This is a genomic window from Paenibacillus sp. sgz302114 (genome assembly GCF_056120345.1).
Genome location: NZ_JBVYOI010000003.1, coordinates 129,103 through 142,903 on the forward strand (window position 1 = coordinate 129,103; position 13,801 = coordinate 142,903).

11 protein-coding genes are annotated in these 13,801 nt (G+C 51.9%); all 11 read right to left on the reverse strand.

Annotation, left to right across the window (positions count from 1 at the left end):
• Window positions 1-42: 42 nt before the first annotated feature.
• A complete protein-coding gene (locus tag AC0LWF_RS09695; RefSeq protein ID WP_474651347.1) occupies window positions 43-969 on the reverse strand; it encodes a TauD/TfdA dioxygenase family protein in 927 nt (308 codons plus the stop codon).
• Between the two features lie 50 nt (window positions 970-1,019).
• Window positions 1,020-2,348, reverse strand: coding sequence for a sulfatase family protein (locus AC0LWF_RS09700; RefSeq protein ID WP_474651348.1), 1,329 nt, complete (start codon window positions 2,346-2,348; stop codon window positions 1,020-1,022).
• Window positions 2,349-2,367: 19 nt separating this feature from the next.
• Window positions 2,368-3,978 (reverse strand): extracellular solute-binding protein, encoded by a 1,611-nt coding sequence (locus tag AC0LWF_RS09705; protein WP_474651349.1) that lies wholly within the window; start codon window positions 3,976-3,978, stop codon window positions 2,368-2,370.
• A 38-nt stretch (window positions 3,979-4,016) separates the two neighbouring features.
• On the reverse strand, window positions 4,017-4,883 hold the full coding sequence (locus tag AC0LWF_RS09710; RefSeq protein WP_474651350.1) for a carbohydrate ABC transporter permease: 867 nt from the start codon (window positions 4,881-4,883) through the stop codon (window positions 4,017-4,019).
• A 15-nt stretch (window positions 4,884-4,898) separates the two neighbouring features.
• Entirely contained in the window at window positions 4,899-5,891 is a 993-nt protein-coding gene (locus AC0LWF_RS09715; RefSeq protein WP_474651351.1) for an ABC transporter permease, read from the reverse strand.
• A 334-nt stretch (window positions 5,892-6,225) separates the two neighbouring features.
• On the reverse strand, window positions 6,226-7,722 hold the full coding sequence (locus AC0LWF_RS09720; RefSeq protein ID WP_474651352.1) for an AAA family ATPase: 1,497 nt from the start codon (window positions 7,720-7,722) through the stop codon (window positions 6,226-6,228).
• A complete protein-coding gene (locus tag AC0LWF_RS09725; protein WP_474651353.1) occupies window positions 7,715-8,251 on the reverse strand; it encodes a hypothetical protein in 537 nt (178 codons plus the stop codon). Before AC0LWF_RS09725 ends, AC0LWF_RS09720 begins: the two co-directional genes overlap by 8 nt.
• Window positions 8,252-8,409: 158 nt before the next feature.
• A complete protein-coding gene (locus tag AC0LWF_RS09730) occupies window positions 8,410-8,931 on the reverse strand; it encodes a cell wall elongation regulator TseB-like domain-containing protein (RefSeq protein ID WP_474651354.1) in 522 nt (173 codons plus the stop codon).
• Entirely contained in the window at window positions 8,931-10,232 is a 1,302-nt protein-coding gene (locus AC0LWF_RS09735) for an amidohydrolase family protein (RefSeq protein WP_474651355.1), read from the reverse strand. Before AC0LWF_RS09735 ends, AC0LWF_RS09730 begins: the two co-directional genes overlap by 1 nt.
• A complete protein-coding gene (locus AC0LWF_RS09740) occupies window positions 10,213-10,872 on the reverse strand; it encodes a redox-sensing transcriptional repressor Rex (protein ID WP_474651356.1) in 660 nt (219 codons plus the stop codon). Before AC0LWF_RS09740 ends, AC0LWF_RS09735 begins: the two co-directional genes overlap by 20 nt.
• Window positions 10,869-13,799, reverse strand: coding sequence for an ATP-dependent DNA helicase DinG (gene dinG / locus AC0LWF_RS09745; RefSeq protein WP_474651357.1), 2,931 nt, complete (start codon window positions 13,797-13,799; stop codon window positions 10,869-10,871). The genes AC0LWF_RS09740 and dinG overlap by 4 nt, the downstream gene beginning before the upstream one ends.
• Between the last annotated feature and the right edge of the window lie 2 nt (window positions 13,800-13,801).

A 13,801-nucleotide genomic window follows, 5' to 3' on the forward strand; every position in this document is an offset into this window, starting at 1 on the left:
TCGTGAAGAAAGCCCGCGATAGCGCGCGGGCTCAGCTTTTACTTAATAAGGTCGGTCTCCTACGATCGCCACTCGCTCCGCAACGCGGCGGTTCGGGTAATAGTCCGAATTCGCGTAATGCTGCGTGGCGCGGTTATCCCAGAAAGCGATGGAGTTCGCTTCCCAGCGGAAGCGGACCTGAAACTCGGGCAGCTGCGAATGGCGGAACAGATACGAGAGGAGTTCTTCGCTTTCCTCTTGCTCCAGACCTGCGATCCGCACCGTAAAGTTCGGATTGACGTACAGCGTTTTTCTCCCCGTCTCCGGATGAGTGCGCACGACCGGATGCTCCGCAGCCGGAAACTCCTCCTGGCGGACCAGCAATTCCTCGGGGGACAGCCGCACGCCGAAGACGTGGGTAAAATCATGAATCGCCGTCAGTCCGTCGATTCTCTCCTTAATCTCATCGGGCAGGTTGTCGTAAGCGGCACCCTGATCTGACCATAAGGTCTCCCCGCCTAAAGCAGGCGCTTCCGTAACGCGAAGGACAGCTCCAAGCGCAGGCGTCAACCGCCAGCTTACGTCTGAATGCCAGTTGTTTTCATACCCGGCTTTTTTGTCATCCTTGGCGAAACGAACAACCTCATCCGATGTTCCTTGGGGCAGGAAAGGATGTGTCTCCAGTTCTCCCCACAGACGGGCGAACGACTGATGCTGCTCGCTTGTGATGTCCTGATCACGGAAGAAAATCACTTTCCACTCCAGCAGCGCACGATTCAACTCCTGTTGGAGCTCTGGCGTCACGGGATTACGAAGGTCGACGCCTTCGATTTCCGCGCCGATCAGCGGACCGTAAGGCTTGACTTGAAACAGCGTGTACGGCTGCTCCTCTACTCCTTCCGGCAACCGGTTGATGATGCGAGGGCCTCCCTTAATGCCTCGATCCGGAATTTGACGTGGACGCTCTTCGGATACAATTGCTTTCGTCATAGTAAATTCTCCTCACTCTCTAATAATGAATATATAAGGACAAGTCGATATTAATAACCTCTTGGCCATTCTCGTTCTTCGGCAGGAATGATAACGGGAGACTGACCTTCCGTCTCACGGATTCTCCTCAGCAGCTGCTCTCTGAGCCGCGAAGCGTCGCCTTGATGAACGGGAATTCCGGCGAGATTGAACAATTCATCAGGATCGGCGTGCAGGTCATATAGATATTGCTCCACGTAAATGTCCGATCCAGCGTGCTTCCAGCCATCCTTGTCCGGCGCCGTCACCGCATACTTCCAACGGTCCGTGCGAATGGCGCGGCCGACATGGTCTTCGCTAATTTGAACGAACACCTCCTCCGGCCAGTCCGCCTTGCCGCCGTTCAGCAATGGGAGTATGGATCTTCCTTGCATCTCGGGAGGAACGGCCAGCCCTGCCGCATCAAGCAGTGTCGGGGGCAGGTCGATCAAGCTGACGGGCTGGCGAATTTGACCTCCGCCTGTAAAGCCGGGACCCTGAAGAGCGGTCGGCACCCGTATGGAGCTGTCGTGAGGCGAACGCTTATATTCCTGGTTTCTCGTCCGGAAATGACAGCCGTGATCCGACGTATAAAGAACAATGGTATTGTCAGTCAGCGACAAACTCTTCAAGCTGTCCAGCAGTCTTCCCAGTGCTTCGTCCAGCCGCTTCACCATGCCGCAATAACCTGCGTAATGCCGATGCGCCGTCCCGCCAAGTGCAGCGAGATCGGGAGGAAGCGGCGCGCCGCGATAACGCTCCCGATAACCATCCGGCGCTGGGTAATTGTCGAGATGATTTTGCTGATGCGGTTCAATATAGGAGACGAAGAGATAGAACGGATCATCCTGGTTCTGATCGATATAGCGGATGGCCGCATCCGTCAGCGCGTCCACCCGATAACCCGGCAGTCGAACCGGCTCGTTCTGATCGTCATACACGACTGTTCGATAAGAGTCCGACGTATGCTCCAAGCCGTTGGAGGCAAGCCAATATTCGTAGCCGCCTCTCTGGTTCGCCGGTACGGGCTCTTCGCCGGCCAGATGCCATTTGCCGATATAACCGGTTCGATAGCCTGCGTCGCGAAAATGATGCGCTAACGTTCTCGTCCCTTCCGGCAGCGCAATTCCGTTGTGATAGCACCCCGTTGTCGTTGGATACAAGCCGGTCTGCATGGCAGAACGAGCAGGGCCACAAACCGGCTGACACGTAAAGGATTGATGCACATCGGTCCCCGAACGGGCCATACGATCGAAATTCGGCGTTAAATCAAGCGGATTGGCATGGACGCCTGTCATGTCCCAGCGCTGCTGGTCGGTGAAAAACACAATGACATTCGGACGATCACTTCGATTCTTCATATACGACCACCATATCCGCTTATTTGCTTGCGCCTTCCTTCTTGTACTCGTCATTGACCGACTTCAGAATTTCATCGCCGCCTGCTTGGCGCCACTCCTTGCCGAGCTGCGCGAGCCCTTTATCGACATCAAGCTTGCCCTTCAAGAGGTCCACGAAATATTGGTTATAGACTTCATTGACGGCTTTGCCGTATTCGATCTCCGCATCCGTCTTGCGGGTAATGAGATTCGGCACGAAATATTGCGAAGCCACTTTAACCGAATCTTTGGCGCGATCGATATTCAGCTCCGTCTGCGGCAAGTAGTCTTCATCGATTGGCCAAGTCACGTTGCCCCAAGCAAGCGGATGAGCCCAGCCATTCGGGGCGAATCCGTCTTTCTCGCGTTCCGCTTCGTTGTAAGTAATTTTATCCCCTTGCTTCGTATAGTGGACTCCCTCGATGCCGAGCTGAAGCAGGTCGCGGCCTTCCTTGGACAGCATGAATTCGATGAACTCTGCTGCTTTCTCCGGGTTCTTCGCTTTATTGGTAACAGCCGTGAACAAAGCCGTCTTCGGACGAGTAGCCATACCTTGCTTGCCATCCGGTCCAGTTGGCGGTGGCGCATATCCGAGCACGCCATCCGGATTGACCTGCTTCAAGCTTCCTTCAATACGGCTCACATGGCGGAATAATGGACCATCCATGACGCCTGCTTTGCTTTGGAAAAACTTCTGTTCCTTCGCCGGTCTGTCATACAAAATAAATTCGGGATCGATCAGCTTCTCTTTGTACCATTTGCGGAGCTCCTCAATGCCAGCTTTGAAGGCTGGGTGCTCGAAGCGAGGGATGACCTCTCCTTTATCGTTCAGCACATAGTCCGCATCTGGAAGACCGTACGCATAAAGGACGAAATCGAATGCAGTTAGAGCGTCGCCGGGAACCGGCTTGTTCGTGATATAGCCGAAGGTGTCCGCCTTGCCGTTGCCGTCAGGGTCCTTCTCCACGATGGCTTTCAGCGTATCTTCAAATTCATCCAATGTTTTCGGATGCTGCAGGCCCAGCTTATCCAGCCAGTCCTGACGGAATTGAACGGTGTAATTCGATTTCTCCATTCCGCTCACGAAGGGGTATCCGTAATATTTTCCGTCTACCGCTGTCCACTGCAGGCCATTATCGAGCTTGGCTTTAATCGTAGGGAGTTTGTCAAAGTAATCATTCAGCGGAAGCAGAATGCCTTCCTTGATCCACTGGGAGACAGAAGAAGAAGGATACTGCGTCGTCACAACGTCAGGAAGATCTCCGCTCGCAATCGCTACGTTAATCTTGTCGTACGAGAACTCAGGTGCGATCTTAACTGTCAGCTTGATGTTCAGCCGCTTGTTAATCTCGGCAATAATGCGATCGTTCGGCACCAGCGGCTTCGCCCCTTGGTCGCCCGTTGTCAGATAAACGAGCTCATACGGCTCTTCGGAAGCGGAATCCGTTTTAGCAGCAGAATTAGTCGTAGAATTTGTAGCAACATCGTTAGTGCTGGCTTCCTTTGCATTATTGGCTTCCGGCTTATTCGAGCATCCTGCTGTTAGGATTAGCGCTGCTGCTGCTGCCAAGACCACCCATTTACGAATTGTTTTCTCTCTCCTATGCTTCATTTCTTTGCCTCCTGCTTGATTTTTTTATAGTGAAGGAATTACTCCTTAACCGCGCCAATCAAAACGCCATTGGTGAAATATTTCTGGAAAAACGGATAAATGAGCATGACCGGAATGGAAGCTGCCATGACCGTCGCCATCTTGATCGAAGGTCCGAGGAGAAACACGCTGTCGCCGCCTCCCGAGTACGAGGATTCGTTCTCGAACAGCATACTTCGCAAGAACAGCTGCAACGGCCAAAGCTCCTTGTCGCTGATGAAGAAGATCGCATTGAAGAACTCGTTCCACCGGGTAACGGCATAAAAGAGTGTGATGGTGGAAATGGCCGGCATCGATAACGGGATCACAATCTTGTACAAGATCCCCAGGTCATTGCAGCCATCGATTCGTGCCGCTTCGACCAAGCCGTCCGGCAGCGCAGTGAAGAAGTTCTTCATAATGATCAAGTTATAGGTGTTGAGCGCGCTCGGGATGATGAGCGCCCATACCGAGTTCATCATGCCGAGGTTTTTGACCAATAGATAAGTCGGAATGATGCCGCCGCTGAACATCATCGTAAACACGAAGAGAAACATAATGACGCGGCTTCCTTTCAACCCGGGTCTGGAAAGCGCATAGGCAGCCATTACCGTAAGGATCATATTCAGCGCCGTACCCACAATCGTGACGAATAGCGTCACTCCGTAAGACGTCCAGAGCTCGCTCATCGAGAACAAGTAGGTATATGCTTCGAAGGTGATGTGTTTAGGAAACAGATGAATACTTGATCCGAGGTACTCATCCAGCGGAATGATGGATACAACGAACGTATCCCAGAACGGATATATCGTAACGATCGCTACAATCGCCAGGAAGCCCATATTGAATGAATCGAATAGCTTTCCTACTCTGCTTGTGAAATGCATAATCTCCCTCCCGTATCAGTAAACACCTTGTTCTCCCATCCTCCGGGAAAGCCAATTGGCCAGAACGAGCAGCGTGAAATTGATCAACGATTTAAACAATCCAACCGCCGCCGCAAGACTGAACCTCCCATCCGTCAAGCCAATCCGGTACACATAGGTGTCGATAATATCCGAAACGCGATATACACCCGGATGATATAGCACGAAAATTTGCTCGAAGCCCGCTTCCATAATGCCGCCCAGCCGAAGAATGAGAATGAGCACGATGGTGCTTCTGATCAGCGGAATCGTGAGATACAGAAGTCGTTGAAAGCGATTTGCCCCGTCGATAACTGCCGCTTCGTACAGATGAGGACTGATTCCGGCCAATGCCGCTATGTAGATAATTGTGTTCCAGCCGAACTCCTTCCAGATCATCGAGAAGACAAGCGTGCTGCGGAAATAGGATTCTTCGCTCAGAAATCCAATCGGCGAGCCTCCGAACAGCTTAATGATGTTGTTCACCACACCGCTGTCCGTGGAGAGCAAGTTGATAAGAATGCCTCCCAAAATGACCCACGAAATAAAATGAGGCAGGTAGATCACAGTCTGTATCGTCTGCTTGAATATCCTTACCCTGACCTCGTTCAACAGCAAGGCAGCGATAATCGGAGCGGGAAATCCAAAAGCAAGCCGGTACAGCGAGATGACGACGGTGTTTTTGATGACCTGCCAAAATTTATCCTGCGAGAATAAATACTCGAAATGCTTCAAGCCTGCCCAATCGCTGCCCAGAATTCCTTTAGTAATGCTGAATTCCTTGAACGCAACGACCGCGCCATACATCGGGATGTAATGGAAAATCAGGTAGTATAGCAGCGCCGGTACCAGCATGAGATACAAGTAACGGTTGAACCAGATATATCTGAGAAGACGACTTGCTCTCTTACGAACGCGAACCGGCGGTCGAGCTGCAGCCTCTTTGAGTGCAGCTTCTTTGAGCGCAGGCTCGGTGTCAACGAATTCCATCTTAGATGCTCCCTTCCCATGAAATAATAAAAAGACACAACATGTTCGTTCATGTTGTGTCTCTGGTTAACCAGTCGACGCTTTATTCATCTCGAAAATAATAGGTGTCTCCGGAGCCTAGGTAAGGTTCAAGAATCTCTGGTCAACCAGGCGATTCTTCATAAAAAAAGGAGACGCAGCACCTCTAAAGGCACTGGTCTCCGGTGGTCCGGTAGATAATATTATAATTCCGATGAGTTTACTGAGTTATTATGTGACTCATATTATCATGCGTGTAGTTGGGCGTCAACGGTTATTTTTGAAAAATATTACAAAACCTCAGTGCTGTGACTAGTTACGCCGCTTCAGCAAGCAATTCACGGAAGCGATCGCCGCTTAGCGTTTCCTCGATGGTAAGCACATCGAGCGATGCTGTGAACACTTCGCGATTGCTCTCAAGCAGCTCTTTTGTGCGGACCATTAGCTCATCCAGAATGGTGCGCGTGATGGATGCCCATTTGTCCGGCGTCATCATCGACGATTCAATAATGCCAAGCTCGGTGAGTCCACACTCGACCATCGAGCGCACAATGTTCATCGCTTGGTCGAAGTCGCTGCGCGAGCCCGTGCTGCGATCGCCATAGAACATTTCTTCCGCCGCTGCGCCGCCAAGCGCAACTATGATTTGACCCTCTAGAAACTCTTTCGTATACAGATACTTATCTTGCTGCGGATTATGACGCACATAACCGAGTGCCTGTCCGCGAGGTAATAATGCAACCTGTGATACGCTGCCCGGACGGACAACCTCCGCCGCAATCGCATGGCCAAGCTCATGCAGCGCGACACGCTCACGCTCTTCCTTGGTCGCTTCACGGTCTGTGCGCTCACCCATCATCACTTTATCGATCGCCATCGACAGGTGACGCTGGCTGATCGCCTCGCTGTCTTCACGCATCGCATAGATCGCCGCTTCGTTCATGACGCTCTCTAGCTGCGCGCCTGAGAAGCCGAACGACTCTTCTGCAATCTTTTCCAGGTTCACTTCCGTAAGATCAAGCGGTTTATTCTTCGCATGGATGTTCAAGATATGAGAGCGGCCTTTCTTATCCGGCAAGTCTACCGAAATATGACGGTCGAATCGGCCAGGACGAAGCAGCGCGCTATCGAGCATTTCCTTGCGGTTCGTTGCACCAATGAGCAGAATACGCGGCGTATCCGACGTATGAATGCCGTCAAGCTCAGTTAGCAGCTGGTTCAGCGTCTGGTCATACTCGCGCTGTTGGCCGCCGTCACGCTTACCGCCAATAACATCAATTTCGTCGATGAAGATAACCGCACTGCTCTTGTTCTGCTTCGCCGCTTTCTGCCTTGCTTCCTTGAACAGATCACGGATACGGCTAGCGCCGACACCGACATACATCTCCACAAATTCAGAACCGGATGCGCCAAGGTAGATCGAATCCGTATATTGTGCCGCCGCCTTCGCAAGCAGCGTCTTGCCTGTTCCCGGAGGGCCAGTCAGCAGAATGCCTTTGAGCGGACGAATACCGAACTTCGAGATCTGATCAACCTTCACGAGAAAATCAAGCGCTTCGACAAGCTCCTGCTTCGCCCGTTCTTGCCCGCCGATCTGATCGAACGACATCGGCTTCGTTGGCCGCGTCTTCGTTCTGCGCTCGCCGCCTACCGTTGCCAAGTGACCGCGTGATCTTGCCATATAGAGCAAACCGCCTACAATCGCGCCTAGAAGCACAATCGGAATCGTATTCACGCCCATAATAAATTGCAAAAATAAGAGAAAGACCGGCACGAAGCCGATCACGATTTCCTTGCCATACTGTTTAAACATTAGGCCACGCTCCCATCTTGTTCGGTGTGCGGGGTAGAACAACATACTTCACGGATGTATCGTCTTTCAGCGTAATGTATACGTTGGAATCATCCATCTCCGAAGTCGCCGTAACGGCCGGGAACTTCGTGTGGGCTTCCTCAATTGCTTGCGGAATCGAACCATACTCGCGGTGGTCCATCGCTTGCGCGACATCGAACAGCATCGTCGCCCATACATCTTCAAGCTGCTTAGATGGCTTCGAATCTCCGATATTCAGCTTCAATTCACGATCGCCAATGATGTTCTCGCCTTCAGTTGCAATATGATCGTATACATCGCGGATGTTAGCATCCCGGTCTAGCTTCATATCTATCGTAACGGTGTTCCGGTTAATAACAGGTGTCGATTCAATAACGCCGGGCGTCCCTGCAACTATTCGTTCTAGCGGCTTTACAGCTGCCACGCTATGATAAGTAAACCAGCCGCCAACTAACACACCAGCCGAAATAACAGCGGTCAGGACTGCAGGCATCAAACGGATTTTCATAGCAAAAAGCCCCCTTTGCTTCTACTGATTGCAATACTTTCGTCTATCGTCAACTGCTATACGAAAGTATATCACAACCTGTTTAACCAGGGGGCGTGTAATAATAGGGAACTATGGCTTAACTTGCTGACACTGCTGTTTGCTTACAGTGATGGCAATTAACGTGTCGGCAGCTTGTACGATACGATGAAGGAACCGTCTCTGAACCGGTAGAACTCATAGAAATGTGTTTCTTCGCCCGCTTGATTGCGCTCATAGAAAACTTCCCATACAGGTTCTCCGCCGAACAAACCGAGCTTAATATGTTCAATTAATGCATCGGGTTTGCTTTGCATGAAGCTATCCTGGATCTCCGCTTTCGTCTTGCCTTGATCTGCGCGAAGTGTAATCGATTCCTCTTTCTTCAGCCAGACGTATGTAATGTCGTTGTTGTGGTCTTTGCCTTTGACCACCCACACCGGCTCATCCCACACGTAGTGATAAGAGCTGTCGACACTGCTCAGACTTCCGACCTGCATCGCTTGTTCTTCCGCACTTCGCTCTTCTTCCCATACCGGAGACTGAACGGAGCGGTAATAGACGTTAAGCGCTGTTAAAATAACAAGAATCGAGAGCGACACGAGTAGAACCCAGCGCCACGGCGTCATGACTGACGGTCGTCTTGATCGATTGGCACGCATTAGCTTGATAACAGCCTTTCGAAGCAGGCTTGCGCTTCAGCACGGATTTGTGCTTCGTCTAACAATACGCAATCTCCATTCTTCACGACCTGAACGCCGTCTACCCAAACATGCACAACGTCACGGCCCGAGCCGGAATAGACAAGGTGCGAAACAATTTCCGTCTGCGGATAGAAATGCGGCTGCTCGATATTAATCGCGATAAAGTCGGCTTTCATGCCTTCCTTCAGCATGCCGATTCGCTCTTCCTGCCAAATCGCGCGAGCGCCGTAAACCGTGCCAAGCTTGAGCGCTTCCCAAGCCGGAACTGCTGTCGGATCGCCGGAGATGCCTTTGTGAATAAGCGCTGCCAGGCGAATCTCGTCGAATAGATCGAGATTATTGTTGCTTGCCGCGCTGTCTGTGCCAAGCGATACGGTAACTCCGGCTTTCAGCATGTCAGGCACGCGAGCAATACCGCTCGCCAGCTTGAGGTTGCTTGCCGGATTATGCGATACGCTTACGCCGCGCTCAGCAAGCAGCGCGATCTCTTCATCCGTCAGATGCACCGCATGCGCGACAAGGGACTGACGGGAGAAGAAGCCAAGCTTGTCCAGATGCTCGACTGGCCGGCATCCGTAATCATTCACGTTCTGCTGCACTTCAGCAGCAGATTCGGACATATGCGTATGAAGCGGCACGTCCAGCTCATGTGCGGCTTCTACGATACGCTTGATGTAATCCGGCGGACATGTGTACGGCGCGTGTGGAGACAGCATCGTGCGGATCCGCCCGTTAGCTCGTCCGTTCCAGTCCTGCACGAACTGCTTCGCTTCATTCAGCTTCGCTTCCTGCACATCCGGCGGACATAGTCCAATGACACCGCGAGTCAGCAGTCCGCGCATACCGGATTGCTCAACGACTTCAGCGACGATGTGCATCCGGTCGTACATATCGACGAATGTCGTCGTACCGGACTTCAGCATCTCCGTAACGGCAAGCGCTGTTCCCCAGCGGCAATCTTCATCGGTATATTTGCCTTCCATCGGCCACATCTTCTGCTCTAGCCATACTTGCAGATTCTCATCATCCGAATAGCCGCGAAGCAGCGACATCGCCGCATGACCATGCGTATTAATAAGGCCTGGCATGAACACAAGACCTTTACCATTTATCCGTTCTGCGCCTTCCGGTTCTGGATCCGGCGCTTGCTCGCTCAAATATAGAATCGTATCGCCTTCGATGACCATATGGCCTTTCAGCACTGGACGCTGCTCGTCCATCGTAACGAAACTGCCATTCTCAATCCACAGTCGTTTCATCTTCTTCCTTGTCCCCTTCTTCGTCCAAATAATAAGCGAGGCTCATGAGCTCCGTTGTAAAGTTCGCATAGTGTATGCGTACACGCTCCTGCACTCGGAGAATGGTCGGCGCAAAATTCAATATCCCGTCAACGCCTGCTTCGACGAACTTATCCGCAACATTCTGCGCTTCCGGCGCCGGTACAGTAATGATGCCGATTCGGATATTCCGCTCCGCAATGGTCTCCTTGAGCTTCTCCATCGGAAGCACGGTCAGCCCGTTAATCGACGCGCCAACCATCGAAGGATGGACGTCGAACACAGCCGTAATCTTCATATTATCCTTCAAAAACGTATTATAATTGCACAGCGCTCTGCCAAGGTTTCCGGCGCCGACCAGACCAACGTTCAATGGCTGGTCGAGCTTCAGAATTTGACGGATCTTGTCAATGAGATACGACACATCGTAGCCGATCCCTTTGCGGCCGAAATCACCGAAATAGGCTAGATCCTTGCGAATTTGTGCAGGGTTCAGATCAAGCTTGCTCCCAAGCTCCTGTGAGGATACCGTCTGCACATCGCGCATCGTGAGGTCGTTCAGCACTTGCAAGTAAACCGGTAGCCTGCGAACGACCGCTTCGGATATTTTCATCGGCTTCATGGCGTAACCTCCTGGATCCCTTCTTCACCTTTGGCGAGCCATTCTCGAATTCTCGGCACGATTTGATCCTGATGCATCGTCTCAATCTTCGGTCCTGGCAGCGAGTACAAGAAATATTTGCCGTAATACGTATCAATAATACGAGTATCGTAAATAAGTACGATTCCACGATCATTCCCTGTCCGGACAAGTCGACCGAAGCCTTGCTTGAACCGGATAACGGCTTGCGGAATGGACAGCTTCATGAACGGATTCTGGTTCTGCTCCTGCAGCATCTCCGATTTTGCTTCCACGAGGGGATGGTTTGGCGGCTGGAATGGCAGCCTTACGATCGCAAGCGTCGTGAGCGCATCACCTGGAATATCGACGCCTTCCCAGAAGCTGCTCGTGCCAAGCAGTACGGAAGCATCCTGCTGCGTAAACCTTCGAGTCAGCTTGCTGCGGTTGCTGCTGTCTATCCCCTGCCCGAGCACCTGTATGCTGTGAGCGGTAAGTGCTTCCTTTAACGGATCATACACCTGCTTCAGCATCCGGTAGGAGGTGAATAGGACGAGCATCCGGCCTTTCGTCTCGATCGCGGTCTCTGTTAAAGATTTCACAAGCATTTCGTTGAAAAGCGGATCGCCAGACGCGCCCTTGAGAACTGGGAAATTGCGCGGGATGATCACAAGCGCTTGCTCCCTATAGTTAAATGGCGATGGCAGCTGTACCGTCTTTAGTCTGCCTTCGCGTTCGTCTGCCGTTAATCCAAGCTGCTCGCACGCATACTGGAATGACTTCTGAACCGATAGTGTGGCAGACGTCAGAATGACGCTTTTCTTCACTTCGAAGAAATAAGTCCGAAGCTGGCTGCTCACATCTGACGGGACGGAATATAGCTGTACCGACTTGGCACGGGAGTTGCTATTGCCTTCCATCCAGTAAACCGTATCGGATTTGTCCGCTTTCATAAATTGACGCAGATCATCTCTCGCTCTCGCCAAATCCTTGATCGTACCGCTAAGGTCGGTTACGAGTGCTGTAATCCCGGGATCGTCCATCTCATCCTTGATCGCTGTGAATACTTTATCGAGCGGCCGCACAATTTGGCTCAAATAGCCGTTAATCGCCTCTTCAACGAGCTGAGCATCGGACCACGCTGCAGGAAGCTTCCCTCCTCGCAAGCGCAGCACATATTGGCCGGATTCGGATCCGCCGCTATCAAGCGCTGTGCTCTTCGAACCGTTACCGCTGCCTGTTCCCATCATGGAGTAGAGCATCTCGAACAGCCGGTCCCACTCATCCCGCAAATCGCCGAATACCGGCACGACTTCATCGATCTCCTCGCGCCACTTTTGCGTTTTCTCGATGTTCTCGCTTGCCAGCCTGCTTTTCAGATGTATCAGCTGACCGTTCCGAGCATCCTTGCAAAGTCGAAGCACCGGATGCTGCACCGAGTAGTATGAGACTTGCGTACCTAGATGTTTGCCTGCTACCTCTTCCATGTGATGAGCTTCATCTAGAATGAGATGCTCGTAACCTGGAAGCAATCGATGGTCAGCGCGGATGTCTGTGAACAGCATCGAATGGTTCGTAATAACGACATCGGCGATGTTCGCTTCTTGCTTCGCGCGATGATAATAACAACGCTTGAACCACGGACAGCTTCGATTCAGGCAGGAATCCGCATCGCTTGCGACCGCACTCCAGAAATCCGCGCCGCGATTGCCGAAGTTCAGTTCCTCTTGATCGCCATGCTGTGACTCACTGAGCCAGACGACCATTTGGGACGCAGTAATTCGATCCTCTGCAGGGGAAGTAAAGTCACGCATGTTCACTTTTCCTTCGAACTTGCGCAGGCATAAGTAATTGCCGCGTCCTTTGAAGACGGCGGCTTTGAACGGATATGGCATTACAGCAGCGAGGAGCGGAAGATCGCGAGCCCGAAGCTGTTCCTGCAAGTTAATCGTATGAGTGCTGACGACTATCTTCTTATTGTGCTGGACACCATAGTACAGGGCTGGAATTAAATAGCCGAGAGACTTACCGGTACCCGTTCCCGCTTCAATGAGGAGATGCCGTTCTTCATCCAGCGCATCAATGACTTCCTGAAACATCATGTTTTGCGGCTCACGCTCTTCATAACCCGGAATAATTGCGGCTATTTCCGCTTTAATATGTGCAAGGAATTGTGGGAAGGTCCAATCTGCGACCGATTGGTTGTCTTCATCCGTTCGCGGATGCTCTTCTTCCGTCCAGTCGCCTGCTTTCATGGCAAATTGCCGGAAGTAATGGTACGCATCCAGATCAATGGACGTTACCAACTCTTTGCGCTGCGCTACGAGCCCGATAAACCAGCCAAGATCGTCGATTTCATCGCCAAGCAAGCCGGCAAGCCGCTGCAACGTAAGCAGCGGCATGCCTTCAAGCTTGCGACAGCATTCGGCGAACAGTTCTGCCGTAGCCAGTGCATCGCTGTCTGCGCGGTGATGCGACTCATGTTCGATGCCGAACAGTTCGGTTACAGCACCGAGCTGGTAGGTCGTTAAGGTCGGATAAAGAATGCGAAGCAGATCAATCGTATCAAGCCGTCTGCCGTCAAACGGCATATACCCTGAGCGATCCAGCGCTGCATTCAGAAAACCGGCATCGAAGCTGACGTTGTGCGCGACGAGAACCGCATCATCGAGCAGCGGAATCAATTCGAGCAGCACCTCTTCGAGCTCAGGAGCATCCTGCACCATCGTTTCATCGATGCCAGTCAACTGTGTAATAAACGGCGGTATCGGAATTGTAGGCTTCACAAATGTGCTGTACGTTCGAATGACCGACATTTGTTCATCCAGCAGCACTAGACCAACCTGTATCATTTCATCGCCGGTTCCATGTCCGGTCGTTTCCAAATCCAGTACGGCAAAATTCATCCGAATAAGTTTCCTCTCATCCAAAC